Raw genomic sequence first — 26,183 nt, 5'->3', positions numbered from 1 at the left:
GACGAGTCAGTTGCGCTGTCAACTGGGGCCGCGTCTACGAAGGCATCACCCACCACAGCACCGACGTCAGGGGCCGGTGATGTGCTCCGGGCGGATCGGGACGCGGCGCAGTGCCTTGCCGCACGCGGCGCGCACCGCCGCGGCGACGGCGGGACCGGACGAGATCGTCGGCGGCTCCCCCACGCCGCGGACCCCGTACGGGGCGTGCGGGTCGGCGTACTCGAGCACCTGGACCTGCATGGGCGGCATGTCGAGGATCGTCGGGATCAGGTAGTCGGTGAACGACGGGTTCCGCACGTGCCCGTCGGTCACCACGATCTCCTCCATCAGCGCCAGGCCCATGCCCTGCGCCGACCCGCCGTGGATCTGCCCCACGACGGCGTCGGGGTTGATCGCCTTGCCGACGTCCTGCGCGGTGTCGAGCGCGACCACCTTCACCAGCCCCAGCTCCACGTCGACGTCCACGACCGCCCGGTGCGCCGAGAAGGCGAACTGCACGTGCGCGTCGCCCTGCCCGGTCTCCGGGTCGATCGCGTGGGTGGGCCGGTGCCGGTACTCGACCGTCTCCTCGACCGCCTCCTCGCCGAGCACCTCCGCGAGCCCCGCGAGCACCTCGCCGGAGGTGCCGACGATCTTCTCGCCGTCCAGCCGCAAGCCGGCGGCGTCCCGGCCGAGGGTCAGCGCCGCCCGGTCGAGGACGACGGCGCGCACGGCCTCGCACGCCGCCTTCACCGCTCCCCCGGTCACGTAGGTCTGCCGCGACGCGGACGTCGACCCGCCGGAACCGACCGCCGTGTTCTTGGGGTGGACGACGACCCGCTCCACGCCGAGCTCGGTGCGGCAGATCTGCTGCTCCACGGTGATGAGCCCCTGGCCGACCTCCGCCGCTGCGGTGTGCACGGTCGCGACGGCTTCCCCGCCGGTCATCTCCAGCCGCACGCGGGCGGTCGAGTAGTCGTCGAAGCCCTCGGAGAAACCGACGTTCTTGTAGGTCACCGCGTAGCCGATCCCGCGGACGACGCCCTCGCCGTGGGTGGTGTTGCCGACCGACCCGGGCAGCGAGCGGAGGTCCGGCTCCTCCGCCCGCTCCGCCGGCAGGGGCAGGTCCGACACGATCTGCAGGAGCTCCGCGACCGGCGCCGCCGAGTCGATCACCTGGCCGGTGATGTTGAGGTCGCCCTCGCGCATGCCGTTGAGCTGCCGGATCGCGATCCGGTCCAGGCCCACGGTGTCGGCCAGCTCGTCCATCAGCGCCTCGTGCGCGAACGCGGCCTGCACGCAGCCGAAGCCGCGCATCGCGCCGCACGGCGGGTTGTTCGTGAAGACCCCGTAGGCGTCGACGGTCACGTTCGGGATGCGGTACGGCCCGAGCCCCAGCGTGCCGGCGTTCCCCACGACCGCCGCGGTCGAGGACGCGTACGCCCCGCCGTCGAGCAGCACCTTCGCCCGTGCGTAGACCAGCGTGCCGTCGCGCTCCGCGCCGAACTCGTAGGTCAGCCACGCCGGATGCCGGTGGACGTGGCCGAAGAACGACTCCTCGCGGCCGTAGCTCATCTTCACCGGCTTGCCCGTGCGCAGGGCCAGCAGGCAGGCGTGCACGTGCACCGAGAGGTCCTCGCGCCCGCCGAACGCGCCGCCCACGCCGGCCAGGTGCAGCCGCACCTTCTCGGGCGGCATGCCCAGCGCCAGGCACATCTGCCGCTGGTCGACGTGCAGCCACTGGGTCGCCACGTACAGGTCGACCCCGCCGTCCTCGGCCGGGACGGCGAGCCCGGACTCCGGGCCGAGGAACGCCTGGTCCTGCATCCCGACCTCGAAGTCGAGCGAGACCACGACCGGCGCGGTGGCCGACTGGTCGCCGCGCCGCAGCTGGAGGTGGCGGACCAGGTTCCCGGGCCGGTGCACCGGCGGGGCGTCGTCGTCCATGGCCCGCCGCGGGTCGGTGACCGCGGGCAGCACCTCGTAGTCGACCCGGATGCGCTTGGCCGCCCGCCGTGCGGTCTCGGGGTGGTCGGCCGCGACCAGCGCGACCGGCTCGCCCTCGTACCGGACGAACTCCGACGCCAGCACCGGCTGGTCGGCGTGCTCGAGCCCGACGGCGTTCTCGCCGGGGACGTCGTCGGCCGTCAGGACGGCGGTGACACCCGGCACCGTGAGCGCCTCGGTGACGTCGATGCCCTTGATCCGAGCGTGCGGGTGCGGGCTGCGCAGCGTCACGCCCCACACCATGTCGTCGTGCCAGAGGTCGCTGGCGTAGGCGAACTCGCCGGTGACCTTGAGCGTCCCGTCCGGGCGGAGCGGGCTGTCCCCGATCCGGCCGGGCGTCTCCGTGGTGGTCCGCGTGCCCGCGTCGGTGCTCATGCCTGCGCCTGCCGCTGCGCGGCGAGCCGGACCGCGTCCAGGATCTTCTCGTAGCCGGTGCAGCGGCAGAGGTTGCCCGCCAGCGCCTCGCGGATCTCCAGGTCCGACGGATCCGGCACCCGCTCCAGCAGGTCGTGGGCGGCGACCAGCAGCCCTGGCGTGCAGAACCCGCACTGCACGGCGCCGGCCTCGACGAAGGCCTCCTGCACCGGGTGCAGGCCGCCGTCGCCGGCCAGGCCCTCGACGGTGGTGACCTCGCGGCCGATCGCCTGACCGGCGGCGACGAGGCAGGAGCACACCGGCTCGCCGTCCAGGTACACGGTGCAGGAGCCGCACTCCCCCTGCTCGCAGGCGTTCTTGGACCCCGGCAGACCCATGCGCTCGCGCAGCACGTACAGCAGGCTCTCGCCGGGCCAGACGTCGTCGACCTCGTGGACGGTCCCGTTCACGGTGGTGGTGATGCGCATCGTCACGCCGCCTTCCGCAGGTCGTTCCAGGCCCAGGTGGCGGCGCGGCGCGCCATCACCGACAGGGAGTGCCGCCGGTAGGCCGCGCTCCCCCGCACGTCGTCGATCGGCGAGGCCGCCGCCGCCACCCGCTCCCCGAAGGCGCGGGCCAGGGAGGCGGGCAGCTCGCCGCGGGATTCCCAGAGGCCGGCGGACTCGAGCTCACCGGCGAGGAACTCCTCGGCGTCGGCCGCCCGGCGGGGGGTGGGCGCGGCCGAGCCGATGCCGGTGCCGACCGCCTTCCGGTCGGGGTGCAGCGCGCAGGCGAACGCCGACACCGCGATCACCATCGCGTTGCGGGTGCCCACCTTGCAGAACTGCTGCGGGCCGGCCGCGGACGGGACCAGGACCGCGGCGATCAGCTCGTCCTCGGCCAGCGCGTTGCGCTTCACGCCGGTGTAGAAGTCGGCGGCCGGGATCCGGCGGACCCCCCGCGCGGCCGACTCCACCTCGACGACGGCGCCCGCGGCCAGGAGCGGCGGGTGCGCGTCACCGGCCGGCGAGGCCGAGCCGAGGTTGCCGCCCACGCTGCCGCGGATGCGGATCTGCGGGGAGCCGACGGTCCGGGCGGCCATCGCCAGCCCGGGCAGCCGGTCCCCCAGCTCCTCGATGATGCGGGCGTACGGGACGCCGGCCCCGAGCCGCACGACACCGCCGTCGTCGACGGTCCACTCCCGCAGCTCGGCCACCCGGCCGAGGTCGAGCAGCGCCCCGGGCCGGCGGCGGTCGAAGTTCAGGTCGACCATGACGTCGGTGCCGCCGGCGATCGGGACGGCGTCGGTCCGCTCGGCGCGCGCGGCCAGCGCGTCGGCCCACGAGGTCGGTTGCAGGAAGTCCATCGGTCCCTCTCGCCGGTCCACCGGAAGTCTTCCTGGAGACAACCGCGCCCGGCCGGGCGTGGCAAGGGTGCCACGGCCTCCGTCACCGGACCGAGAACAACCTCCCCGGCCCGTGTGACGCCGGTGTTTCCGGCGAGGGACCGCTGCGGGTCAGCCGATCCGCTTCCCGACCGCCTTCGCGGCCGCGGCCCGGATCCGGTCGGCGTTGCCGGAGAGCACCCGGTCCATCGCCCGGCCGACCGGCGGCAGCTCGCCCAGCCGGGCGAGGCCCGCCCACCGGGGGACGGCGACGGTGCGCGCCCCGCGCGCGGTGAGGCAGTCCGCGATCCGGTCCGCGACCCGGTCGGGCGCGATGCCGCGCGACAGCCGTCCGCGCGCGTCGGCGTCGGAGGCCGGCGGCGAGCCGTGCCCACGGGCGAGCCACTCGGTCGAGACGAAGAACGGGTTCACCGTGTGCACCCGGACGCCGCGGGCGGTCACCTCCCGGCGCAGTCCCTTCACGAAGCCGTGCACGCCCGCCTTCGTCGCGGAGTAGACGGTCAGCGGCGGCACCTGCGACCACGCGGCGACCGACGACACCGCGACCACGTCGGCGCGTCCGGTCCGCCGGGCGGAGGCCAGCAGGTGCGGCAGCGCCAGCCGGGTCACCTCGATCGTGCCGGTCAGGTTGAGGGCGACGATCCCCTCCACCGCCTCGCCGGGCATGTCCTCCAGCAGGCCGGCCCAGCCGAGCCCCGCGTTGAGCACGACGGCGTCCAGGCGGCCGTGCTCCTCGAGGACCCGCTCCACCAGCGCGGCGCGGTCATCGGCGTCGGCGACGTCGGCGACCACCGCGGACACCCCGGGGACGTCGCCCACCGCCTCCTCGAGCCGGTCGCCGTGCCGCGCGCAGGTGACGACCCGGTGACCGTCACGGGCGAGGCGGGCGACGGCGGCACGGCCGATCCCGGCGCTACCGCCGGTGACGAGGACGACGCGGTTCCACGGATGGGGCATGGCCGCGTACTACCCGCGGGGGACATCACACGCCCCCACGCATCGAACACCGGTCCCTGGGCATGATCCGGTCCATGCAGCTGCCCGAGCCCCGGGGCCCCCTGAGCGAAGCCCTCTGCCGCGACCTGGCCACCCGCACGTCGCTGTCCGCCGCGACGATCGAGCGGGCCGACCGGGTCGCCGCCGCCGGAGCGTGCGCCCTCACCGACGAGGACCTGCAGATCACCCTCGCCGTCCTGTACGAGCTGCACTACCGCGGCTTCGACGGCGTCTCCGAGGACTGGGAGTGGGACCCCGCCCTGCTGCGGGTGCGGGCCGCGCTCGAGCGCCGGCACCTGTCGGCGCTGCGGGAGCTGGTCGGTCCGATCGAGGTCACCGGCGAGCCGGTCGACCAGCAGCTCACCGCGCTCATCGCGGCCGACGACGGGCCGTCGCTGTCGTCGTTCATGAGCAAGCAGGGCACCCTCGAGCAGTGGCGTGAGTACCTGACGCTGCGGTCGGTCTACCACCTCAAGGAGGCCGATCCGCACACCTTCGCCATCCCCCGGCTGTCCGGGCGGGCCAAGGCGGCCATGGTCGAGATCCAGGCCGACGAGTACGGCGGCGGCTCCGCCGCCCGCATGCACAGCGAGCTGTTCGCCGGGCTGATGACCTCGCTCGGGCTCGACGCGACGTACGGCGCGCTCTGGGACGACGCGCCCGCCGCGGCCTTCGCCTCGGTCAACACGATGTCGCTGTTCGGGCTGCACCGGCGGTGGCGCGGCGCGGCGCTCGGGCACCTCACCGCGGTGGAGATGACGTCCTCGGAGCCCAGCCGCCGCTACTCGGCCGGGCTGCGCCGGCTCGGCTTCGACGAGCGCGTCACGGTCTTCTACGACGAGCACGTCGAGGCCGACGCCGTGCACGAGCAGATCGCGTCGGTGGACATGTGCGGTTCGCTGGTCGCCGAGGAGCCCCAGCTGGCCGCCGACGTGCTGTTCGGCGCCGCCTGCTCCCTGGCGATGGACGGCCTGGCCGCCGTCCACCTCCTCGGCTGCTGGGACACCGGCCGGTCCGCCCTCCGCGGGGAGCACCCGCTCGCCGCCTGACCAGCAGGAACGAGACCCTCCGGTTTCGGCTTCAGTTCGGCAGCGCACAACCGATATCCCGGGCATGTGGCGCCGACCGGGCACGTCCGTCCCCCCTGCACTCCGGCCGGAGGACATGCCTCGTGACGTCGAGGCGCTGGAGTACGTCATCGGGCTCCTCGACGAGGGCGTCTCCGACCCGCTCGACGCGGTCACCCTGAGCACCCGCGGACTGGTCGAGGCCACCGGGATGGCCTACGGCGGGGTGTGGTGGCCCAGCGGCGACAACCGGTTCCTGCTCTCCTGGGAGACCGGTGACCTCGCGACGGCGATGGGTGCGCGCTGGGATGCCTCGACCCTCCTGGACGAGGACGCCGGCTACGGAGGCCAGGCGCTGCGGGAGCGCAAGACCGTGCTGATGTCGGGCACGCCGGACGCCGGCCGCTGCCTGCGCTGGGCGACTGCCCACGCGGCGGGCGCTCTGGAGGGAGCCTTCCTGCCGATCTTCGAGGGCGGGCGGGTCGTCGCCATCATCGAGTACTACAGCCGCAAGCCGCTGCCGTTCTCCGGCGGCCGGGCGGAGAAGTGGCAGGCCATCGGCCGCATCCTGGGCCACGCGCGACGAGCGGCTCTCGCCCAGTCCCAGCTCAAGGAGACCCTCGACGACAGGGTCGCGGTCACCACTGTCGTGTCGAAGGTGGGCGAGGCGCGCGACGAGGCGAGCGCGCTGCGGGTCGCGCTCGACACGGTCCGCACGGCGTTCGGCTGGGCCTACGGCTCGTTCTGGACGCTGGACACCGAGGAGCAGGTCCTGCGCTTCGCGGTGGAGTCCGGCTCGGCGGGCGAGGAGTTCCGCGCGGTGACCCTGGCGGCGAGCTTCGCCGAGGGGGTCGGTCTGTCCGGGCGGGCCTGGAAGCGGCGCGACCTGGTGTTCGTCCGCGACCTGGGCGAGGTCACCGACTGCGTCCGCCGACCGGCCGCCATGGCGGCCGGGGTCAAGTCCGGGGTCTGCTTCCCGATCCTGATCGGTGGCCAGGTCGTCGGCACCATGGACTTCTTCGTGACCACGACCATCGAGCTCTCCGAGTCGCGCGCCTCGGCGCTGCGCAACGTCGCCGCACTCGTCTCGCAGCGACTGGACGTCCTGCGCCGCGCGGCCGAGGACGCCCGGAACGCGAGCGCCCTGCTCGAGACCGTCTCCCGGCTGCGCGAGGCGGCAGCGGCGGCGGGCCAGGTCGCCGACCGCGCCGTGGAGCAGGCCTCGTCCATGACGACCCAGGTGGAGTCCCTGGGGCAGGCGTCGGTCGCCATCGGCGAGGTGATCCAGGTGATCTCCGGGATCGCCGACCAGACCAACCTGCTCGCCCTCAACGCCACGATCGAGGCGGCGCGCGCAGGAGAGCTGGGCAAGGGCTTCGCGGTGGTGGCCAGCGAGGTCAAGGAACTGGCGCGCGAGACGGCGTCGGCGACCCAGCGGGTGACCGACCAGATCGCCGCCCTGCAGGAGACGAGCAGCGGGGTCTCGGCGGGGATCCACACCACCAGCGAGATCGTGGGCGAACTCGACAGCGTGCAGGCGCGGATCGGTGAGGTGCTCGAGGAGCAGGTGGAGATGGCCAAGGCCTTCGAGACCGGCCGCTGACCTCAGGAGGCCGGGCGGTCTCCGCGGCCCTCGCGCAGGATCTGCGCGGCGGGACGGGGCCGGCTCGGCGCGCTGGGCGCCGAGAACCCGGAGCGCTTGTGCGAGCCGTCGCAGAAGGGCTTGATCCCGGACTTCCCGCACCGGCAGAGGGCGACGGTCCTGCGGCCGGGGTCGATCTCGTTGCCGTCCTGGTCGAGCAGGCGGAAGTCGCCGCGCACGATCAGCGGCCCGTCGCGGTAGGGCGTGATCGTCGAGCCCGCCTCCTCCGTGGGACCGGCCTCGACGTCGTCGGGCAGCTCGGGCTGGGCGGACAGGGAGCGCGACACGCTCCTCCTCTGCCCCGGTCCCCCGGCGGGCACACACCTGCCGGGAGACCCGACCCGCACGGGTGACGGCGGCTCAGCTGGACGACCGGTGCCGCCGCCGGGCCGCCTCCGTCCCGGCCTCGACCGACGAACGGGCCCGCGGGAGTTCCGTGCCGGGCTGCTCCTCGTCGGGCAGCTGCACGCCCGTCTCGTCCAGCTCGCCGGCGGCTCCGGCCTGCTCGACGGTCAGCGCGGGGGCGGAGACCGCCCGCACGGCGAGGACGGCGATCGCGGCGCCGACCAGCGGCGCCAGGATGAACAGCCAGACGTGCGCCAGCGGGTCGCCACCGGCGAACAGCGCGGGCCCCAGCGAACGGGCCGGGTTGACCGAGGTACCGGTCAGCGGGATGCCGACCAGGTGCACCGCGGCCAGCGTCAGCCCGATCGCCAGCCCTGCGAAGCCCGGGGTCGCCGCCTTCCCGGTGACCATCAGGATCACGGCGACGAAGACGAACGTGAGCAGCGCCTCGACGAGGAAGGCTCCGCCCAGGCTGATCGTGAGGCCGTAGTCGTTGGCGCCGAGGGTGCCCGTCTGGTCCGTGACGTCGCCGAAGCCACTGGTGAGCAGCTGCAGCACCGCGGCACCGGCGATGCCGCCGGCGAACTGGGCCACCCAGTAGCCGGCCGCCTCCCTGATCGTCATGCCCTTGGACAGCAGCACGCCCAGGGTGACCGCCGGGTTGACGTGGCACCCGGAGACCGGCCCGATCGCGTAGGCGAGCGCGAGCAGGATGAGGCCGAACGCGAGGGCCACCCCGAGCGGACCGATGGCGTCGATCCCGACGACCGCCGAGCCGACCGCGACGACGACCAGGAGGGCGGTGCCGAGGAACTCGGCGGCCAGGGAACGGGCAAGGGTGGGAGACACGGGCGACCTCCACGGCGACCGCAGCCGTTCCCGCGCCACCCGTGTGGCACCGCGGTGCGGGTGTGCACAGCCTGTCGCCGTCCGTAGCCGCCCGACAGGGCCTTTGGTCAATGCCGGGGGTCAGCCCGTCGCCGGCCGGCCGTAGAAGACGTGCTCGACCACCGAGCGGGCGTGCCGGGTGGTGCGGCGGTAGTCGTCGACGAACTGCCCCGGGTCCGTGTCCGGCCCGTAGCCGGACGCCCGGGCCACGCCGGCCAGCTCCAGGCCCGGCCGCGGCAGCTGGTCGCTCGGCCGCCCGCGCACCAGGAAGATCGCGTTCCGCGCCCGGGTCGCCATGTCCCAGGCCGACCGCAGGGCGGCCACCTCCTCGGCGTCCAGCAGCCCGGCGTCGCCGAGCGCGGCCAGCGCCTCGACCGTCGGCTGGACCCGCAGGGCGGGCACCTCCGCCGCGTGCTGCAGCTGGAGGAGCTGGACGGTCCACTCGACGTCGGCCAGGCCGCCGCGCCCCAGCTTGGTGTGCGTGGCCGGATCGGCACCGCGCGGCAGCCGCTCGCGCTCGACCCGCGCCTTGATCCGCCGGATCTCCGCGACCTGCTCGTCGGTGAGGCCGGCCTCGGGGTACCGGATCGGGTCGATCATCGCCACGAAGTCCGCGCCCAGCTGCTCGTCCCCCGCCACCGGCACGGCGCGCAGCAGCGCCTGTACCTCCCAGACCGACACCCACCGCTCGTAGTACTCGCGGAACGCCGACAGGCTCCGCACCAGCGCGCCCTGGCGGCCCTCGGGGCGCAGGTCGGCGTCCACCTCGAACGCGGGATCGGGCGCCGGCTCGGCCAGCAGGCGGCGCAGCGTGTGGGCGACCGCGTTGGCCGTGGACGTCGCCTTCGCCTCGTCGGCGCCCTCCCGCGGCCGGTGCACGAACAGGACGTCGGCGTCGGAGCCGTAGCCCATCTCGCCGCCGCCGAACCGGCCCATGCCGATGACGGCCATGTCCATCGGCACGGCCTGGGGGTCCGCGCCGGTCTCGAGCGCGTGCGCGCGCACCGCCACGTCCAGGCCCACCTGCAGCGTGGCCGCGGCGATGTCGGTCAGCGCCTGCCCCGAGCGGACGACGTCGAGCCGGCCGAGCAGGTCGGCGGCCGCCACCCGCAGCAGCTCGTGGCGCCGCAGGCCCCGCACCACCCGGATGGCCTCCTGCGGGTCCGACGCGCGACCGGCCGCCGCCCGCCACGCCTTGGCCAGCGCGGAGGCACCGCGCGGCTCCAGCTCGGCGTCGTCGGCGAGCAGGCGCAGCGCTTCCGGGGTTCGGGTCAGCAGCGAGGCGACGTACTGGCTGGAGCCGAGGAGGTGCGCGAGCCGCTCGGCGACCTGGCCCTCGTCGCGCAGCAGCCGGAGGAACCACTGGTTGCCGCCGAGCGCCTCGCTGACCTGGCGGTAGGCCAGCAGCCCGGCGTCGGGGTTGGGGCACGACGCGAACGTCTGCAGCAGCACCGGCAGGAGGTACTTCTGCATGGACGCCGAGCGGGAGACCCCTCCGGTCAGCGCCGCCAGGTGCCGCAGCGCGCCCTCCGGATCGGCGAAGCCGAGGGCCCGCAGCCAGTCGCCGGCCGCCTTGGACCCCAGGTGCAGGTGCTCGCCGGGGACCCGGGCCACCGCCGACAGCAGCGGCCGGTAGAAGAGCTTCTCGTGCAGCCGGCGCACCTCGCGGGTGTGCAGCGCCAGCTCGGCGTCGAGGACGTCGACCGCGCTGCCCCGGGAGTCGGGCTTGTAGCCCAGCGCGCGGGCCAGCCACCGCAGCTGCTGCTCGTCGGTGGGCAGGAGGTGCGTGCGGCGCAGGCGGAGCAGCTGCAGCCGGTGCTCGACGGTGCGCAGGAAGCGGTAGGAGGCGATCAGCGTCGCGGCGTCCTCGCGGCCGACGTACCCGCCCGCCGACAGGGCCTGCAGCGCCGGGAGGGTGCCTCCGACGCGCAGCGTCGGGTCCACCCGCCCGTGCACCATCTGCAGCAGCTGGACGGCGAACTCCACGTCGCGGAGGCCACCGCGGCCGAGCTTGAGCTCCCGCTCGGCCTGCGCCGGCGGGATGTTCGCCTCCACGCGGCGGCGCATCGCCTGGACCTCGGCGACGAAGCCCGGCCGGTCGCCGGCCTTCCAGACCAGCGGCCACAGCGCCTCGACGTAGGCCAGCCCGAGGTCCGGGTCGCCGGCGACGGGTCGCATCTTCAGCAGGGCCTGGAACTCCCAGGTGCTCGCCCACTGCTCGTAGTAGGCCTGGTGGCCGGCGAGGGTCCTGACCAGAGCGCCGGCCTTGCCCTCCGGCCGCAGCGCGGCGTCGACCTCCCAGGCCGCCTCCTTGCAGATGCGCATGAGCGCGGCGGCGACGCGCGTGGCGCTGGACAGGGCCGCGCTCTCGGAGTCGCTGGGGTCGACCGGCTCGGCGACGAAGACGACGTCGACGTCGCTGACGTAGTTGAGCTCGCGTCCCCCGGTCTTGCCCATGGCGATCACGCCGAGCCGGCACGGGGAGGCCGAGGCCGGCTGCTCCGCGACCGCCAGGGCGAGACCGGCGGTGAGGACGGCGGCGGCGATGTCGGCGAGCTCGGCGGCCACCTCCTCCGTCGGTACGCCGTCGCCGAGGTCGCGACCGGCGAGGGAGAGGATCGCGCGGCGGTAGGCCACCCGGAGCTCGCGGATCCGCTCCGGCGAGGCGTCGGGCGCGGCCTTGCCCAGGCGCACGCCCCAGGGCGGGTCGTCGGGGTCGGCGCCGACGGCGGCCAGCATCTGGCTGCGCAGCTCCTCGGGCGCCGGGCGCGCGGAGCCGCGCGGCATCCCGTCGGCGTCGTCGTCGAGGACGGTCCAGTCCCCCGGGTGGGCCGCCAGGTGGTCGGCGAGCCCGGAGCTGGCCCCGAGGACGGCGAGCAGCCGGCTGCGCAGGAGACCGGAGCCGCGCAGGCCGGCCAGGAGCGCCGCGGCGGCGCCACCGTGCGGATCGGAGCTGTCCAGGGCCTCCACCAGCCGGTGCAGTGACCGCAGGGCGAGGTCGGGGTCGCCGGCCCGCGCCAGCGCCGCCACGACGGGGCCGGCCTCCGGATCGGCCGGCTCGTTCCGCTCGAGGTCCCAGAGCCCGAGGGAGGGATCGGACAGCAGGAGCGCCGCGCGGGCGCCGTCCTCGAAGCCGAACCGCACCAGCCGGACGACGGCGCGACGCGGGATCTCCGCCTCGGCCGTCGTCACGCTGCCTGCTGCGCTCGGGTGCGGGCCAGCTCGGCGAACCGCTCCGCGAACGGCCGCCACGCCTCCTCGACGTGCGGGTGGGCGGCGTCGGACAGGCGGCAGATCGTCTCGCGGTCCCAGGGGCTCGCCGCGACGCCGACGGTGTCCCGCTCGGCCCACTCGTGGATGATCTCCGGCGCCGTCTCGATGTGGAACTGCAGGCCGTACACGTGCCGGCCCACCCGGAACGCCTGGTGGGCGTACATCGGGCTGCTGGCCAGCAGCGTCGCCCCGGTGGGCAGCTGCGAGATCTCGTCGTGGTGGAACTGCAGCACGTCGGGCGACAGCGGCAGCGGGGCGAACAGCGGGTCGGCGTCCGCTGCGTCCCGCTTGGCCACCAGCAGCGCGCCCACCTCGGGACCCTCCACGCCCTCGCGGACCGTGCCGCCCCCCACCTGGGCCAGCAGCTGGGCGCCCAGGCAGATGGCGAGCGTCGGGACGTCGGCCTCCAGCGCCTGCGCGAGCAGCGCCCGTGCGCCGGTCAGCTCGGGGCTGGTCGCCTCGTCGTCCATCGCCGACTGCGGACCGCCGAGGACCACCAGGCCGTCGTAGCCGTGGAGCGACCCGGGCAGCGCGTCCCCGCGTCCGACGTGCCGTGCGTCGAGCTCGGCCCCGGCCGCACGCAGCCACTCCCCCAGCCGGGCTGGCGGATCGGTCTCGTGCAGGACGACGACGAGCAGGCGGGCCACGCCTGCGAGATTAGCCGCGCCGAGCGGGAGCGCCGCAGAGCCGGCCGGCTCCGCCGCCACCGCCGTCGAGCGGCTCACACCACGGGATGAGTCCACCTGCTCTCGAGCCGCGATGACGCCCAGACCTCCTACACTCACGCGCTGACCTGGGTGGAGGTAGTGAGTGACGCAGATCGCCGACTCGCCGGCGGCAGCACGGGTGCCTGCCTCCGCGCCTGCCGGGCCCAGCACGGAGACGTGGTCGTGGCGGTGGTCGGGCGGACGCCCGCTGCTCGTGGCGGTGGTGGCCACTGCCCTGGCGTCCCTCGCGCTCCGGATCTGGCTGGTCGGCGAGCGCTGGCTCTACGAGGACGACTTCTACCAGGGCTACCAGGGCGTGGCCCTGGATCTCTTCTCCCCGGAGTTCCTGTTCGAGAACCGCGGCGGGCACCTGTTCCCGGGAGCACTGCTCCTCCAGGGAGCCCTGTACCGGCTCGCCCCGCTCGAGTGGTGGCCGTCGGCGGTCGCGCTGGTGCTCATCCACGTCCTCGCCACCATCGCCGTCCTCCGCCTGGTCCGCGTGCTGGTCGGCGACCGGCCGGCCATGCTGACTCCCTTCGCGGTGTTCCTCTTCGGGCCGCTCAGCCTGGGTGCGTTCGGCTGGTGGTCCGCGGCGACGCAGTCCATGCCGTACCAGGTCGGCCTGGCGTGGTTCGTCGGCGATGCGGTGCTCCTCGCCCGCACGGGCCGCAGACGGCACGCGATCACCGGGACCCTCGCCCTGGTCGGGACGCTCGCCTTCTTCGAGCGAGCCATCCTGATGCCCTTCCTGGCCTTCGCGCTCGTGACGGTCCTGCTCTACGCGGCCGGTGAGCGGCCCGCCGTCCGCGCCGCGTGGCGGCGGGGCCGCGGGCTCTGGGCCGGGTCGCTGGGGGTGCTGCTCGTCTGGGCGATCGCCTTCGTGTCCCTGGTGCCTGCCGAGGAATCCGGGTCGACAGCCGTGACCGTCGACCAGGTCGTCACCCTCGAGAAGCAACTGCTCGCCGCCCTGGTGCCGGCTCTCGTGGGAGGTCCCTGGCAGTGGGCCGATCTGCCCCACGGGACGCCCCTGGCGGAGCCGCCCACCGCGTTGCCGTACCTGGCGGCCGTCCTCGTCGCACTCGTCGTCGTCTGGACGTCCTGGCGCCGGGTCGGCGCGCTGCCGCTGTGGATGGTGGCCGGGGCATTCGCGGTGGCCAGCACCGCTCCGGTCGCCGTCGGCCGCGCGATCACGTCGTTCGCCGAGGCGCTTCCGCTCACCTACCGCTACTACGCGGGTGAAGCCGTGCTCCTGGCGATCGTCGCCGCGGTGCTCGTCGCGCTGCCCTCTCGCCAGCCGCGCCCCGCCGCGTCTCCGGAACCGCCTGCGCAGCGGGACGGGCGCTTGGTCGACCGGGTCGCGGCCGGCTCGATCGGGTCGCGGGTCGCCCAGGTCGGCCTGCCGCTGGTGACGCTGCTCTTCGTGGCGAGCTCCGTCGTGTCGACGGTCGCCTACGTGCGGGCGTGGGAGAGCGACCCGGCCGAGCGGTACATCACGACGGCCCGGGCATCACTCGCCGCCGCAGGACCTTCCCCCCTCCTCGACCAGCCCGTTCCCGACGACGTCGTGTGGGGTCTGTCCGCGCCCTACAACAACGCCTCACGGGTGTTCGGGCCCCTGGAGGACCGTCCCGAGTTCGCGGATGCCACCGACCGGCTGCAGATGCTCGACGACACCGGCTCCCTTCGCCCGGCCGCGGTCGACGGGGGCGTCATCGCCCTCCCCGGACCGGCCGCGGGCTGCGGCTGGGCCGTGTCCGAGGGCGGCACCACGGCGGTCGCCTTCGGCAGCCCGCTGTTCCCATGGATGTGGACCGCGCGCCTCGACTACGTCGCCGACCGCGACGGCGAGGTCCTCGTGTCCATGGGGACCGGGGAAGCCGTCCCGGCTCCGGTGCGCAAGGGGGCGAACACGGTCTACGTGCGCCTGGTGGGCGACGGCGCCGAACTGCGCGTCACCACGCGGACGTCCGGCCTGTCCGTCTGCGTCTCGGACGTCCAGGTCGGAAACATCGTGCTCCGCTGACGCCGTCGGCGAGCGGGATACCGCTCGCCGACCACCTCACAGCCCGGGCAGGTAGCGCCGCAGCTCGAAGGGCGTGACGTTCTGCCGGTAGGAGTTGAACTCCTCCCACTTGTTGCGGAGGAAGAACTCGAAGACGTGCTCACCCAGGGTCTCGGCGACCAGCTCGCTGCCCTGCATCGCGGTCAGCGCCTCGCCGAGGGAGACCGGCAGGTCCTCGTAGCCGGCCGCGCGGCGCTCGGTGTCGGTGAGCGACCAGACGTCGTCCTCGGCCTCCGGCGGCAGCTCGTAGCCCTTCTCGATCCCCCGCAGGCCGGCCGCGAGGAGGACGGCGAAGGTCAGGTACGGGTTGCAGGCCGAGTCGGGCGACCGGATCTCCACCCGGGCCGACTGCGCCTTGCTCGGCTTGTACGAGGGCAGCCGCACCAGCGCCGACCGGTTGGCCCGGCCCCAGGTGGCGGCGGTCGGCGCCTCCGTGCCGGCCAGCAGCCGCCGGTAGGAGTTGACCGTCTGGTTGGTGACGGCGGTGTACTCGCGGGCGTGGGTGAGCAGGCCGGCGATGAACTGCTTGCCGGTCGTCGACAGCCGCATCGGGTCCGCGGCGTCGTGGAAGGCGTTGCGGTCGCCCTCGAACAGCGAGACGTGGGTGTGCATCGCGGAGCCGGCCAGCTCGGTGAAGGGCTTGGGCATGAAGGTGGCGTGCACGCCCTGGGCCAGCGCCACCTCACGGACGACGTGCCGCAGCGTCATGATGTTGTCCGCCATCGACAGCGCGTCGGCGTAGCGCAGGTCGATCTCCTGCTGGCCAGGCGCGACCTCGTGATGGCTGAACTCGACCGAGATGCCCATCGCCTCGAGCGCGAAGACCGCCTCGCGGCGGAAGTCGTGCGCCACGTTGTGCGTGGAGAGGTCGAAGTAGCCGCCGTTGTCGGCGGGCTCGGGCGGCGAGCCGTCTGCGGGCAGGTTCTTCAGGAGGAAGAACTCCACCTCGGGGTGGGTGTAGAAGGTGAAGCCCATGTCGGCGGCCTTGGCCAGCGTCCGGCGGAGGACGTGCCGCGGGTCGGCCCAGGCGGGCGACCCGTCGGGCAGCGTGATGTCGCAGAACATCCGGGCGGTGTCGCTGGTGCCGCCCTTGGTCGCCGGCATCACCTGGAACGTGCCCGGGTCGGGCTTGGCGAGCATGTCCGACTCGTAGACGCGGGCGAAGCCCTCGATCGCCGAGCCGTCGAAGCCGATGCCCTCGGCGAACGCCGCCTCGATCTCGGCCGGGGCGACGGCGACGGCCTTGAGGTAGCCCGAGACGTCGGTGAACCACAGCCGCACGAAGCGGATGTCGCGCTCTTCCAGGGTCCGCAGGACGAACTCCTGCTGTCGGTCCATGCTCGCCATGATCGCGTCCGCTCGTTTCCGGGATGTGACGTCCCCGCCAGCCTGCCCCCATCGGGGCACCGCGTGCACCCCGGCACGCGGAGCCGAGCTCCGGCTACGCCGCCAGGCGCTCCAGGGGCTCGTCCGGATCGGTCAGCGACGCCACTGGGACGTGCCGCCGCGCGCGGATCAGCGCCTGGATCGGGTCGGTGACGTCCCAGACGTTGACGTTCATCCCGGCGACCACGCGGCCGTCGTGCAGCCAGAAAGCGATGAACTCCCCGCCGTCGACGTCGCCGCGCGTCACGACGGCGTCGGTGGGGCCGCCCAGCCCGGAGTACTCCATGCCCAGGTCGTACTGGTCGGTGAAGAAGTAGGGCACCCGGTCGTAGCTGACCGCCTGGCCGAGCATGGACCGCGCCGCCGCCGGCCCGCCGTTGAGCGCGTTGGCCCAGTGCTCGACGCGCACGTACCGCCCGTAGAGCGGGTGGAAGGACGACGCGACGTCGCCCGCGGCGAACACGTCGGGCGCCGAGGCCCGCAGCGCGTCGTCGGTGACCACCCCGTTCTCCACCTCGAGCCCGGCGGAGGCGGCGAGCTCGACGTTCGGCGTCGCCCCGATGCCCACCACGACGACGTCGGCGGGCAGCCCGGCGTGGCGGTCGGTGACCACCGACTGCACCCGCCCGTCCGCGCCGCGGAACTCGCGGACGACGGTGTCGGTGAACAGGTCGACGCCGTGGTCGCGGTGCAGCCGGGCGAACACCCGGCCCATGTCCGGCCCGAGCACGGCGTGCAGCGGGGTCGGCTGCGGCTCGACGATCGTCACCTCGTTGCCGTGGTGCCGGGCCGCGGCCGCGACCTCCAGCCCGATCCAGCCGGCGCCGACGACCACGACCCGCCGTCCGCCGCCGGAGAGGTCGGCCAGCAGCCGGTCGGAGTCGGCGAGCGTGCGCAGGTAGCGGACGCCGTCGAGGTCCGCGCCGGGGACGGGCAGCCGGCGCGCGGAGGACCCGGTGGCCAGCAGCAGCTTCGCGTACCGGAGCTCCTCGCCGGTCTCCAGCCCGAGCCGGTGGCGGGCCGGGTCGAGGGAGGTGGCCCGGACGCCGGTGCGCAGGTCGACGCGCTGCTCGGCGTACCAGTCGGCCGCGTGCACCCGCGCGCTCTCCCGGTCCGCCTTGCCCAGCAGGTGGTCCTTGGAGAGGGGCGGTCGTTCGTAGGGCACCTCCGGCTCACCCGCCACCAGGACAACGGGACCGTCGAAGCCCTCGGCGCGCAGCGTCTCGGCCGCCTTGGCCCCGGCCAGTCCCCCGCCGACGATCACGTACGGCTCCGCGGCGGTCATCGCGGTCCTCCCCGGTCGAGGTGGCTACGAGCTCCTGGGGGAAGGGTCCTCCAGGCGGGCCCCGCGCGGGGCCGACGGCGTCGTCGTCGGGTGCCGTGACCATCCAGACAGCTCCCCCGCCTGGCCGAACGCCCTCCCGGGCGACGAGACTGGGCCGGTGAACGATCAGCAGCCTCGTCAGTTGCGGGTGGGTCTGGCGCAGGTGGACACCCGCGTCGGCGACCTGGAGGGCAACGCCGAGCTGGTGACCACCTGGACCGCGAAGGCGGCCGGGGACGGCGTCCACCTCGTCGTCTTCCCCGAGATGACCCTGACCGGCTACCCGGCCGAGGACCTCGTGCTCCGGGAGTCGTTCGCCCGGGCCAGCGAGCAGGCCGTCGTCGACCTGGCCGGCACCCTCGCCGAGCGCGGGCTCGGGGACGTCGCCGTCGTCGTCGGCTACCTGGCGCACAGCCAGGACGGGGCTCCCGGACCCGCCGACGGACCGCAGGGTGCCGAGCGGGAGGACCCCGAGGAACTGCCCGGCGACGCGAACCCCCGGAGCAGCCAGCCGCGCAACGCCGCCGCTCTCCTGCACGGCGGCCGGGTGGTCGCCCGCTACTACAAGCGCCACCTGCCCAACTACGGCGTGTTCGACGAGGCCCGCTACTTCGTGCCCGGGACGGAGCTCGCCGTCGTCCGCGTCCACGGCGTCGACGTCGCGCTGACGATCTGCGAGGACCTCTGGGTCGAGAACGGCCCCTGCGGCGTGGCCGGCGAGGCCGGGGTCGACCTCGTGGTCTCGCCCAACGCCTCGCCCTACGAGCGGGCCAAGGACGACCTGCGGCTGCCCATGGTGCGCCGCCGGGCCGTCGAGGCGCACGCCCCGGTCGTCTACTGCAACCAGGTGGGCGGCCAGGACGAGCTGGTGTTCGACGGGGACTCCCTGGTCGTGGCCGCCGACGGGGAACTGCTCGCACGGGCTCCGCAGTTCGTCGAGCACCTCATGACCGTCGACCTGGCCTTCTCCGGCTCGACCGAGGGACGCCGCGACGGGCGCATCGGCGCCATGACGGTGAGCCGCTCGGTGGTCTCCGAGGAGCCGGTCCCCTCGTTCGACGCGCGTCCCGGGACGGTCGCCGATCCGCTGGAGGACTGCGAGGAGGTGTGGCGGGCGCTGGTCCTCGGCCTGCGCGACTTCATCGAGAAGAACGGCATGCCCTCGGTCGTCCTCGGGATGTCCGGCGGCATCGACTCCGCCGTGGTGGCCGCCCTGGCAGTCGACGCCCTCGGCGCGGACCGCGTGCACGGCGTCGGCCTGCCCTCGAAGTACTCCAGCGAGCACTCCCTGTTCGACGCGCAGGACGAGGCCGACCGGCTGGGGCTGCACTACTCGGTCGTCCCGATCGCCCCGATGGTCGACGCCTACCACGGCTCGGTCGAGCTGACCGGCGTCGCCGCCGAGAACCTGCAGGCCCGCGTCCGGGGCACGCTCCTCATGGGCCTGTCCAACCAGCACGGCCACCTGCTGCTGACCACGGGCAACAAGAGCGAGATCGCCGTCGGGTACTCGACGCTGTACGGCGACTCCGCCGGCGGGTACGCGCCGATCAAGGACGTGCCCAAGACCCTCGTCTGGGAGCTGGCCCGCTGGCGGAACCGGTACGCCGCCGACCGCGGCGAGGTCGAGCCGATCCCCCAGCACTGCATCGACAAGCCGCCGTCGGCCGAGCTGGCACCCGGGCAGGTCGACACCGACTCCCTGCCCTCCTACGAGGAGCTCGACGCCGTCATCGCCGATTACGTCGACCGCGACATGGGGATGGCCGAGCTGCTCGAGCGCGGGCACGACGCCGAGGTGGTGGCGCGGGTGCTCCGGCTGGTGGACGCCGCGGAGTTCAAGCGCCGGCAGTCGGCACCGGGAACGAAGATCAGCCTGAGGGCGTTCGGCCGGGATCGACGCCTGCCGATCACCAACCGGTGGCGGGAGACCCTCCCCACGGTCCGCGAAGGAGCGCGAGCATGAGCGAGTCGGTGCTGTACGGCGGCCAGTCGACCGCCCGGGTGCGCATCCACCACCTGCAGCAGGCCAAGGAGCGCGGCGAGAAGTGGGCGATGCTCACCGCCTACGACACCTACAGCGCCGCGGTCTTCGAGGAGGCCGGCATCCCGGTGATGCTGGTCGGCGACTCCGCGGGCAACGTCGTGCTCGGCTACTCGAGCACCGTGCCGGTCACGGTGGACGACCTGCTGGTGATGACCAAGGCCGTCACCCGGTCGACCAAGCGCTCGCTGATCGTCGCCGACATGCCGTTCGGCTCCTACGAGTCCGGCCCGCAGCAGGCCTTCGACACAGCCGTCCGCTTCATGAAGGAGGGCGGGGCCCAGGCGGTCAAGCTCGAGGGCGGCGTCCGGGTGGCCCCGCAGATCAAGCTCCTGCACGACGCCGGCATCCCGGTGATGGCGCACATCGGCTTCACGCCGCAGAGCGAGCACACCCTCGGCGGCTTCCGGGTCCAGGGCCGGGGCACGGGCGCCGAGCAGCTGCTGGCCGACGCGCACGCCGTCCAGGAGGCCGGCGCGTTCGCCGTCGTCCTGGAGATGGTGCCGGCGGAGCTGGCCGGGCAGGTGACCAAGGAACTGGCCATCCCGACCATCGGCATCGGCGCCGGCGTCGACTGCGACGCCCAGGTGCTGGTCTGGCCGGACATGGCGGGGCTCAACGGCGGGCGCGTGCCGAAGTTCGTGAAGAAGTACGCCGACCTGCGCGGGGAGCTGCTGCGCGCGGCCCAGGAGTACGCCGACGAGGTGCGCACCGGGGTGTTCCCCGGCCCCGAGCACTCCTTCGACTGAGCGGGGCTCAGCGCGGTTCGAAGCGGACGTCCTCGTCGAAGACGGAGCCCTCGATGAGCCGTCCGGGCGGCGAGATCACCCCGCACGACGCCCGGTGCTCGGGTTCTCCACCGGCCGTCCGGGGCGAGCCCCAGTCCAGCGCCGGCGCGCCGACGAGCTGCGCCCCCACGAGTCCCCGGCGGACCGCATCGGGCACGAGCTCCGGCGCCAGTTCCTCGCAGGCCCCGGCCAGGAGCCGGTACTGCCCGGAGGTCTCCGCTCCCACGGAGATGCGGGGCAGCATGTCCGGGTCGAGCACCGCGGCGGCGTCGAACTCGAAGATCGCCTCCCAGTCGTGGGGGTCGTCGCAGCCCACGATGGTCGCCGGGTTCGACGGGTCCTTGCCGTAGCGCTCGCACCACCGCAGGTCGGCCCGGTACTCCGTGGTGGTGAACGTCGGGAACATGGGCTCGTCCTCGGACCACGCGAACATCTCCGGGGCTCCGAGCTTGTCGCTGTAGGCGACGCCGCACACCACGGTGCGCTCGCCCCGCGACCAGAACGCCTCCTGCGGAACGGTGAAGAAGTTCCACACGCTGGCGATCGGGGTGACGGCCAGGGCCTGCCGCCGCGCCGGGTCCTCGGGCAGGTCGAGGACGTCGGCCAGACCACTGCTGGTCAGGAGGACGTCGCCGCACACGTCCTGGCCGTAGGGTCCGAACAGCGCCGAGGGGCCGTCCACCGTGCTCATCAGGTCACGCCGCTCGTGCGAGGCGAGCTCCGCGGGGAGCCGCCGGACGCCGAGCACCTCGACGGTGTGCTCGGCGTCGCAGTCGACGACGTTGCCCGGGCTGAGCAGCTCCGGGTTCGCCGTGAGGTAGCACAGCCCCGCCCCGACCGACCCCGCCTCGGCAGTGGCGTGGCCGTCCACCACGGTGGTGCAGCCGGTGAGCGCGATCGACACCACCCCGCCGAGCACGGCGGCGCGCAGCCCAGGTCGTCGCACGTCTGCCTCCGGTTCCGGATCCGGGCGGTTCCCGACCGCCGGAGGAACTCTGACGTGCGGCAAGCGGCTGGAGCGAGGAACCTGCGGCGCGACACCCCGAACGGGTGAGGCCGGCCCAGCACCCGGGGCTCGGGGACGACTACCCCGCGGCGCCGGCCCGCAGGGACTGCTCGACCACGTCGAGCAGGTCGTCGACCTGGTCCTCGTCGTACCCCCGTCCACCACCGAGGGGCGGCTTGCGGAAGACGACGTCGTGCACGTCGTCGGCGCTGAGCTCGGGCGTCCGGCCCGCGGCGAGGGCGTCGAGAGCGTCGGCCGCGCGCGCGAGGAACTCGTCGACGTCCGTCGTCCGGTAGCCCTTCCTCCCCCAGCCCGGACGGCGGAGCTCGACCGACCGCAGCCCGTCGGCGGTGAGACCGGGCATCAGACGTCGGTGATGCGGATGCCGGCGTGCACCTTGTACCGGCGGTTCACCGACACCAGGTTGATGGTGAGGGCCTCGACCTGGCGGGCGTTGCGGAGGCGGCCGGCGTAGATCCCGCGCATACCGGGCAGCCGGCCGGCGAGGGCCTGCACCGTGTCCATGGACGCGCGGTCGTCGCCGACGACCATCACGTCGCCGTCCAGGGTGGGCCGGGAGAGGTCCTCGAGCAGGACGGCGGACAGGTGGTGGAAGGCGCCGACGACGTGGCTGTCGGGCAGCAGCGCCGCCGCCTGCTGCGCGACGCTGCCCTCCTCCACGTCGAGGACGTAGGCGCCCAGCTCGTCGAAGCCCATCGGCACCACGCAGTCGACGACGATCTTCCCGGCGAGCGGCGTGGCCAGCTCGGCGAGGGTGGCCGCGTGGCCGGAGTACGGCACGGCGACGATGACCAGGTCGGCGGCGCCGGCGACGTCGACGTTCGACCCGCCCTGGACCGACACCTCGGCGCCACCGGAGGCGGTGGCGGCGCGCTCGGCGACCTCGGCGGCGACCTCGGAGGCGCGGTCGGCGTCGCGGCTGCCCAGCAGGATGCGCTGCCCCGCGGCGGCCAGACGGACGGCCAGGCCACGGCCCTGCGGCCCCGTCCCGCCCAGGACCCCGACGACCAGATCCTCGACAGTGCGCCCGTCAGTCACGAAAGCCCCCTCCATCGGCCCGGACCGCCCGGCGCCACGCACCTGATCATCCCTGAGCCGGGCATCCACCCCCGCACGCGGAGGGTTCAGCCGGTGAACGGGGTCAGTCGCCTTCCCACCTGCGGTCCTCGGCGTCGAGCTGCTCGTTGCGCTCGGCCACCGACTGCAGCGCGTGCTCGGCCTGCTCGCGGGTCTCGTACGGACCGAGGCGGTGGCGCTCGGCGCATCCGTCGCGCGTCTCCACGGTGTGGTGCTTCAAGCAGAAGAACCATGGGCCCTGCGGCATGGACAGCCTCCTCGTCGCGGTCGGCGCCACCGGCGTCCTGCTCACGACACTACCCACGCACCGGCGCCCCGGCGGCCTCGCGCGGCGGTGACCGCGCAGGTGGGCGGTCTGTCGCCCGGGCGATCGACAGCGTCCGCGGTTAGGCTTGCGGAGCGCAGAGCTCAGGCAGCGGGCCGCCGCGCGGTCTGAAGGACGTCATGGCCGAGCACCTGCCGGGGTTCCTCCGGTTCCGGACCCGTCACCACCCCGTCCGCGTGCGCTGCCGCGCCTGCGGCGCCCCGCAGCCGGACGGCACCTGCCCCGCGCAGGACCTCTGCCCGCCGTGCGAGGACGAGCAGCGCACCGGCCACAGGACGTGACGCGGGCCCGCCTCAGCCGTCGACCATCACCTGGTCGTGCCGGGCGTAGAAGGCGGTCATCTCCTCGGGGGTGAGGGTCCGGCCGCTGCGCCGCAGCTCGGCCATCTCGAGGAAGAAGTTCTCGCGCGCGATGCCGGGCGCGAACAGGATGAGGAACGACGTCCACTCGTCCCCGTCGTTGCGGAAGCCGTGCGCCCCGCCCTCGTGGACCAGGGCGTAGTCGCCGGGGCCGAAGGGGTCCCACGACCCCGCGTGGAAGACGGTCAGCTGCCCGGAGAGCACGTAGAAGGACTCCGAGAACGTCTGGTGGAAGTGCGGCGCGGCCCCTGGGCTGTGCGGTGCGACGTGGTACTCGACGAGCCCGTAGCGGCCGGCGGTCACCGACCCGGGCGCGACCATCCGCAGCTTGCTCGTGGCGCCGTTGGACACCAGCGGGTGCTCGGCCGCGGTGCGGACGTCGACGAGGGCGGGATCGACATGCGACATGCGGGCACCCTGGCAGGCGGAGGGCGACCGCGGCACCCCCCCGCGCGCCCCCTGCCTGCAAGTTCCCCCAGATCGAGTGCGCACAACCGGTTACAGAACGCTCCCCGTACGGCATCCTGCAGTCATGACCGGCCGGTGGCAGCGCGACCTCGACCGCGGCCCCGCCGTCCGCGGTGCGGTCGCCGTCAGCCGCGGCCCAGAGCACCGGGTGGCCGCCCTCACGCTCGCGACCATGCTCGTGCTCGGCGCGCTGATGGGTGGCATCAACCCGTTCGTCGACGGCGTGCTGCGCGAGGGGCCGTGGCGCTGGGTCTACGGGGTCACGATGGGGCTGCTCGTCGTGATGGCGGTGCCGCTGGTCGTCCGCCAGCGGGCCGGCCGGTGGCACATGTTCGGGCTCGTCCTCCTGGGGGACCTGATCTACGTCGTCGTCGTGCTGTGCATCGACGACCCCCTGCTCTACGCCACGCCGCTCATGCTGCTGTTCCCCTCCCTGGTCGCGGCCTGGTTCTTGGGCCCCTGGGAACTGGGCGTCAACTTCGTGGCCACGACGGCCGCCTGCCTGGTCGGGCTCTGGCCCAGCCACGACGACCCCGTCGGGCTGGGCGTCCAGGTCGGTGTCAGCGCCGGGATGCTGAACTTCATGTCGCTGGCGGTCTTCGTGCTGCGCCGCCGCGTGCAGCGCCTGCTCGTCGCCACCGAGAACCTGACCCGGCTCGACCCGCTCACCGGCCTGTTCAACCGGCGGTTCCTGGTCGAGCAGGCCCCGAGGCTGTGGCGGCAGGCCCGCCGCGACGGCAGCCGGGTCGCCGCGCTGGTGCTCGACCTGGACCACTTCAAGCGGCTCAACGACGCGCACGGCCACGCGGCCGGCGACGCCGTCCTACAGCAGGTGGCCGCCGCCCTGTCCGCCGCGGTCCGCCCCAGCGACATCCTGGCCCGCACCGGTGGCGAGGAGCTGGTGGTGCTCGGTCTGGTCGGCGACCCGGACGAGGCGGCCCACCTCGCCGAGCGCCTCCGGGCCGCCGTTGCCGGCAGCCGGACGGACGGGGGTCACGCGGTCACCGCCTCGATCGGGGTCGCGCTCACCCGGCCGTCCGACGGCGAGCGGGCCACCGACGAGCTGTGGCGGCTGGTCGACCGCGCCGACGCGGCGATGTACGAGGCCAAGCAGCAGGGGCGCGACCGCGTCGTCGCCCTGTGGGTGCCGCGCGCACGGTCCCCGCTCACCGACGGGGTCCCCCTCCCGGCCGCCGTCGACGCCTGACTCCGCGCTCGACCGGCGGAGCCGCCGGTTGTTTGCAACGCTTCGGGCATGACGCTGGTGGCGCCAGACCCCACCCGCACGGTGCCCCTGCCGTTGCGCGAGCAGGCCGACGTCCGCGACCGGTGGCTCACCCAGCGCCTGCTCGACCTCCTGCCCGGCCTGATGGACCGCGCCGGCATCGACCTGTGGCTGGTCGTCGGGCGGGAGTACAACGAGGACCCGGTCCTGGCCACCCTGCTGCCGGCGACCTGGCTCTCGGCCCGCCGGCGCACGATGCTGGTCCTGCACCGCAGCGACGACGGTGTCACTGCCGCCGCCGTCTCCCCCTACCCGGTGGGCCAGTTCCTGGCCGCCTGGTCCCCCGACGACGCCCCCGGCCTGTCGTTCGAGCAGTCGCAGTGGGCGGCGGTGCGGCGGATCGTGGAGCAGGCCGATCCGCGGCGCATCGGCATTGACGTCTCCGAGACGTTCGCGCTCGCCGACGGGCTGTCCCACACCGACCACCGGCTGCTGACCGAGGCGCTCGGGCCCTACGCCGAACGCCTGGTGCCGGCCGAGGGTCTGGTGGTGGGCTGGCTGGAGACCCGGCTGCCCGAGGAGATCCGGGCGCTGCACGCCCTCAACCGCCTGGTCCACGACGTCATCGCCGAGGCGTACTCCCCCGCCGTCCTCGTCCCCGGGACGACGACGGCGCTGGACCTCGCGTGGTGGATCCGCCAGCGCTTCCACGACCTGGGCGTCGAGCCGTGGTTCCAGCCGAGCGTGACGCTGCAGCGGCCGGGCGTGCCCCTGGTCGAGGAGCGCGGCGCCCTGCTGCCGGCCGTGCCGTACGGGACCGTGATCGAGCCGGGTGACCTCGTCCACTGCGACGTCGGGCTGTCGAGCCTGGGCCTGCGCACCGACACCCAGCGCAACGGCTACGTGCTGCGCCCCGGTGAGACCGACGCCCCGGAGGGGCTGCGGGACGCGCTGCGCATCGGCAACCGGATGCAGGACCTGACGACCGCCGCGCTCGCCGTGGGGCGGACCGGCAACGAGGTTCTCGCGACCGCCCGGGCAGCCGCTGCCGCCGAGGGCATCGACGCCGACGTCTACTCCCACCCCGTCGGGTTCCACGGCCACGGCGCCGGTCCCGCCATCGGCCTGTGGGACGAGCAGGGCGGGGTGCCCGGCGCCGGCGACTATCCCGTGCACGCAGACACCGTCTACGCGCTCGAGCTGGCGGTGCGCCGCCCCGTACCCGAGTGGGGCGGTCAGTGCGTGCGCATGGCGCTCGAGCAGGGCATCGCGCTGACCGACGCCGGCGTCGAGTACCTCGACGGCCGGCAGACCGAGCTCATCCTGATCCCCGGCTGAGCGTCGGGGGGGGGGGGGGGGGGGGGGGGGGCCCCGCCCCCCCCCCCCACCCCCCCCCCCAGCACCTGGCGGTGTAAACACCGCCCCAATAACTACC

23 protein-coding genes are annotated in these 26,183 nt (G+C 74.2%); 8 read left to right on the top strand and 15 right to left on the bottom strand.

Annotation, left to right across the window (positions count from 1 at the left end; genetic code table 11):
* Positions 1-66: 66 nt before the first annotated feature.
* The 4 genes from pucD to ACI78T_RS14785 form a co-directional block, all read right to left on the bottom strand.
* Positions 67-2,361 (bottom strand): xanthine dehydrogenase subunit D, encoded by a 2,295-nt coding sequence (gene pucD / locus ACI78T_RS14800; RefSeq protein WP_456558872.1) that lies wholly within the window; start codon positions 2,359-2,361, stop codon positions 67-69.
* A complete protein-coding gene (locus ACI78T_RS14795; RefSeq protein ID WP_456558997.1) occupies positions 2,358-2,828 on the bottom strand; it encodes a (2Fe-2S)-binding protein in 471 nt (156 codons plus the stop codon). Before ACI78T_RS14795 ends, pucD begins: the two co-directional genes overlap by 4 nt.
* A gap of 2 nt (positions 2,829-2,830) precedes the next feature.
* Positions 2,831-3,706, bottom strand: coding sequence for an FAD binding domain-containing protein (locus ACI78T_RS14790; RefSeq protein ID WP_456558871.1), 876 nt, complete (start codon positions 3,704-3,706; stop codon positions 2,831-2,833).
* 150 nt (positions 3,707-3,856) lie between these two features.
* Positions 3,857-4,702: an SDR family NAD(P)-dependent oxidoreductase gene (locus ACI78T_RS14785; protein ID WP_456558870.1), complete on the bottom strand. Its 846-nt coding sequence runs from the start codon at positions 4,700-4,702 to the stop codon at positions 3,857-3,859.
* Positions 4,703-4,776: 74 nt separating this feature from the next.
* Between ACI78T_RS14785 and ACI78T_RS14780 the strand changes: the two genes are divergently transcribed.
* Together ACI78T_RS14780 and ACI78T_RS14775 are read left to right on the top strand one after the other, a co-directional pair.
* Complete coding sequence (locus ACI78T_RS14780) at positions 4,777-5,790, top strand: iron-containing redox enzyme family protein (RefSeq protein WP_456558869.1); 1,014 nt, start codon at positions 4,777-4,779, stop codon at positions 5,788-5,790.
* A 115-nt stretch (positions 5,791-5,905) separates the two neighbouring features.
* A complete protein-coding gene (locus ACI78T_RS14775) occupies positions 5,906-7,411 on the top strand; it encodes a methyl-accepting chemotaxis protein (protein WP_456558868.1) in 1,506 nt (501 codons plus the stop codon).
* Positions 7,412-7,413: 2 nt separating this feature from the next.
* Here the strand turns inward: ACI78T_RS14775 and ACI78T_RS14770 are convergent, their stop codons facing one another.
* The 4 genes from ACI78T_RS14770 to ACI78T_RS14755 all read right to left on the bottom strand — a co-directional run bounded on the left by ACI78T_RS14770 (position 7,414) and on the right by ACI78T_RS14755 (position 12,603).
* Complete coding sequence (locus tag ACI78T_RS14770) at positions 7,414-7,737, bottom strand: CDGSH iron-sulfur domain-containing protein (RefSeq protein ID WP_456558867.1); 324 nt, start codon at positions 7,735-7,737, stop codon at positions 7,414-7,416.
* Between the two features lie 73 nt (positions 7,738-7,810).
* Complete coding sequence (locus ACI78T_RS14765; protein ID WP_456558866.1) at positions 7,811-8,644, bottom strand: MIP/aquaporin family protein; 834 nt, start codon at positions 8,642-8,644, stop codon at positions 7,811-7,813.
* Between the two features lie 120 nt (positions 8,645-8,764).
* Positions 8,765-11,875 carry a bifunctional [glutamine synthetase] adenylyltransferase/[glutamine synthetase]-adenylyl-L-tyrosine phosphorylase gene (locus tag ACI78T_RS14760; protein WP_456558865.1) on the bottom strand — a complete coding sequence of 1,037 codons (3,111 nt, stop codon included), beginning with the start codon at positions 11,873-11,875 and terminating at the stop codon, positions 8,765-8,767.
* Positions 11,872-12,603: a type 1 glutamine amidotransferase gene (locus ACI78T_RS14755; protein ID WP_456558864.1), complete on the bottom strand. Its 732-nt coding sequence runs from the start codon at positions 12,601-12,603 to the stop codon at positions 11,872-11,874. Before ACI78T_RS14755 ends, ACI78T_RS14760 begins: the two co-directional genes overlap by 4 nt.
* A 163-nt stretch (positions 12,604-12,766) precedes the next feature.
* On the opposite strand from ACI78T_RS14755, the gene ACI78T_RS14750 reads away from it, so the two are divergent.
* Positions 12,767-14,686 carry a hypothetical protein gene (locus ACI78T_RS14750; RefSeq protein WP_456558863.1) on the top strand — a complete coding sequence of 640 codons (1,920 nt, stop codon included), beginning with the start codon at positions 12,767-12,769 and terminating at the stop codon, positions 14,684-14,686.
* 36 nt (positions 14,687-14,722) lie between these two features.
* On the opposite strand, the gene ACI78T_RS14745 is transcribed toward ACI78T_RS14750, so the two are convergent.
* Together ACI78T_RS14745 and ACI78T_RS14740 are read right to left on the bottom strand one after the other, a co-directional pair.
* On the bottom strand, positions 14,723-16,063 hold the full coding sequence (locus ACI78T_RS14745; RefSeq protein ID WP_456558862.1) for a glutamine synthetase family protein: 1,341 nt from the start codon (positions 16,061-16,063) through the stop codon (positions 14,723-14,725).
* A gap of 103 nt (positions 16,064-16,166) precedes the next feature.
* Complete coding sequence (locus ACI78T_RS14740) at positions 16,167-17,396, bottom strand: NAD(P)/FAD-dependent oxidoreductase (protein WP_456558861.1); 1,230 nt, start codon at positions 17,394-17,396, stop codon at positions 16,167-16,169.
* A 157-nt stretch (positions 17,397-17,553) separates the two neighbouring features.
* Here ACI78T_RS14740 and ACI78T_RS14735 point away from each other — a divergent pair, with 157 nt between their 5' ends.
* Both ACI78T_RS14735 and panB read left to right on the top strand, forming a co-directional pair.
* Positions 17,554-19,401: an NAD+ synthase gene (locus ACI78T_RS14735; protein WP_456558860.1), complete on the top strand. Its 1,848-nt coding sequence runs from the start codon at positions 17,554-17,556 to the stop codon at positions 19,399-19,401.
* Complete coding sequence (gene panB, locus ACI78T_RS14730) at positions 19,398-20,228, top strand: 3-methyl-2-oxobutanoate hydroxymethyltransferase (RefSeq protein ID WP_456558859.1); 831 nt, start codon at positions 19,398-19,400, stop codon at positions 20,226-20,228. Before ACI78T_RS14735 ends, panB begins: the two co-directional genes overlap by 4 nt.
* A gap of 7 nt (positions 20,229-20,235) precedes the next feature.
* Here panB and ACI78T_RS14725 read toward each other — a convergent pair whose 3' ends face one another.
* The 4 genes from ACI78T_RS14725 to ACI78T_RS14710 all read right to left on the bottom strand — a co-directional run bounded on the left by ACI78T_RS14725 (position 20,236) and on the right by ACI78T_RS14710 (position 22,618).
* A complete protein-coding gene (locus ACI78T_RS14725; protein WP_456558858.1) occupies positions 20,236-21,213 on the bottom strand; it encodes a hypothetical protein in 978 nt (325 codons plus the stop codon).
* A 139-nt stretch (positions 21,214-21,352) separates the two neighbouring features.
* Positions 21,353-21,637 (bottom strand): DivIVA domain-containing protein, encoded by a 285-nt coding sequence (locus tag ACI78T_RS14720; RefSeq protein ID WP_456558857.1) that lies wholly within the window; start codon positions 21,635-21,637, stop codon positions 21,353-21,355.
* Positions 21,637-22,332 carry an NADPH-dependent F420 reductase gene (npdG, locus tag ACI78T_RS14715; protein ID WP_456558856.1) on the bottom strand — a complete coding sequence of 232 codons (696 nt, stop codon included), beginning with the start codon at positions 22,330-22,332 and terminating at the stop codon, positions 21,637-21,639. The genes ACI78T_RS14720 and npdG overlap by 1 nt, the downstream gene beginning before the upstream one ends.
* A 103-nt stretch (positions 22,333-22,435) precedes the next feature.
* Entirely contained in the window at positions 22,436-22,618 is a 183-nt protein-coding gene (locus ACI78T_RS14710) for a hypothetical protein (RefSeq protein WP_116452400.1), read from the bottom strand.
* Between the two features lie 197 nt (positions 22,619-22,815).
* On the opposite strand from ACI78T_RS14710, the gene ACI78T_RS14705 reads away from it, so the two are divergent.
* Positions 22,816-22,977 (top strand): hypothetical protein, encoded by a 162-nt coding sequence (locus tag ACI78T_RS14705; protein ID WP_456558855.1) that lies wholly within the window; start codon positions 22,816-22,818, stop codon positions 22,975-22,977.
* 12 nt (positions 22,978-22,989) lie between these two features.
* Here the strand turns inward: ACI78T_RS14705 and ACI78T_RS14700 are convergent, their stop codons facing one another.
* The gene (locus tag ACI78T_RS14700) at positions 22,990-23,463 is read right to left on the bottom strand and encodes a cupin domain-containing protein (RefSeq protein ID WP_456558854.1); all 474 of its coding nucleotides are present in this window, start codon (positions 23,461-23,463) and stop codon (positions 22,990-22,992) included.
* A gap of 124 nt (positions 23,464-23,587) precedes the next feature.
* Here ACI78T_RS14700 and ACI78T_RS14695 point away from each other — a divergent pair, with 124 nt between their 5' ends.
* Together ACI78T_RS14695 and ACI78T_RS14690 are read left to right on the top strand one after the other, a co-directional pair.
* Positions 23,588-24,730 (top strand): diguanylate cyclase, encoded by a 1,143-nt coding sequence (locus ACI78T_RS14695; protein ID WP_456558853.1) that lies wholly within the window; start codon positions 23,588-23,590, stop codon positions 24,728-24,730.
* 48 nt (positions 24,731-24,778) lie between these two features.
* On the top strand, positions 24,779-26,086 hold the full coding sequence (locus ACI78T_RS14690; protein ID WP_456558852.1) for a M24 family metallopeptidase: 1,308 nt from the start codon (positions 24,779-24,781) through the stop codon (positions 26,084-26,086).
* Positions 26,087-26,183: the final 97 nt, after the last annotated feature.

This window comes from Blastococcus sp. SYSU D00922 (genome assembly GCF_054050495.1).
Note: the sequence above shows the minus strand (reverse complement) of the source record. Positions and strands in the feature narration are given on the sequence as shown.

Excerpts from the sequence above, each read along its gene's own strand:
- pucD (WP_456558872.1), bottom strand. The coding sequence starts at position 2,361 with ATGAGCACCGACGCGGGCACGCGGACCACCACGGAGACGCCCGGCCGG.
- ACI78T_RS14795 (WP_456558997.1), bottom strand. The coding sequence starts at position 2,828 with ATGCGCATCACCACCACCGTGAACGGGACCGTCCACGAGGTCGACGAC.
- ACI78T_RS14790 (WP_456558871.1), bottom strand. The coding sequence starts at position 3,706 with ATGGACTTCCTGCAACCGACCTCGTGGGCCGACGCGCTGGCCGCGCGC.
- ACI78T_RS14785 (WP_456558870.1), bottom strand. The coding sequence starts at position 4,702 with ATGCCCCATCCGTGGAACCGCGTCGTCCTCGTCACCGGCGGTAGCGCC.
- ACI78T_RS14780 (WP_456558869.1), top strand. The coding sequence starts at position 4,777 with ATGCAGCTGCCCGAGCCCCGGGGCCCCCTGAGCGAAGCCCTCTGCCGC.
- ACI78T_RS14775 (WP_456558868.1), top strand. The coding sequence starts at position 5,906 with ATGCCTCGTGACGTCGAGGCGCTGGAGTACGTCATCGGGCTCCTCGAC.
- ACI78T_RS14745 (WP_456558862.1), bottom strand. The coding sequence starts at position 16,063 with ATGGACCGACAGCAGGAGTTCGTCCTGCGGACCCTGGAAGAGCGCGAC.
- ACI78T_RS14740 (WP_456558861.1), bottom strand. The coding sequence starts at position 17,396 with ATGACCGCCGCGGAGCCGTACGTGATCGTCGGCGGGGGACTGGCCGGG.
- panB (WP_456558859.1), top strand. The coding sequence starts at position 19,398 with ATGAGCGAGTCGGTGCTGTACGGCGGCCAGTCGACCGCCCGGGTGCGC.
- ACI78T_RS14720 (WP_456558857.1), bottom strand. The coding sequence starts at position 21,637 with ATGCCCGGTCTCACCGCCGACGGGCTGCGGTCGGTCGAGCTCCGCCGT.
- ACI78T_RS14710 (WP_116452400.1), bottom strand. The coding sequence starts at position 22,618 with ATGCCGCAGGGCCCATGGTTCTTCTGCTTGAAGCACCACACCGTGGAG.
- ACI78T_RS14705 (WP_456558855.1), top strand. The coding sequence starts at position 22,816 with ATGGCCGAGCACCTGCCGGGGTTCCTCCGGTTCCGGACCCGTCACCAC.
- ACI78T_RS14700 (WP_456558854.1), bottom strand. The coding sequence starts at position 23,463 with ATGTCGCATGTCGATCCCGCCCTCGTCGACGTCCGCACCGCGGCCGAG.
- ACI78T_RS14695 (WP_456558853.1), top strand. The coding sequence starts at position 23,588 with ATGACCGGCCGGTGGCAGCGCGACCTCGACCGCGGCCCCGCCGTCCGC.
- ACI78T_RS14690 (WP_456558852.1), top strand. The coding sequence starts at position 24,779 with ATGACGCTGGTGGCGCCAGACCCCACCCGCACGGTGCCCCTGCCGTTG.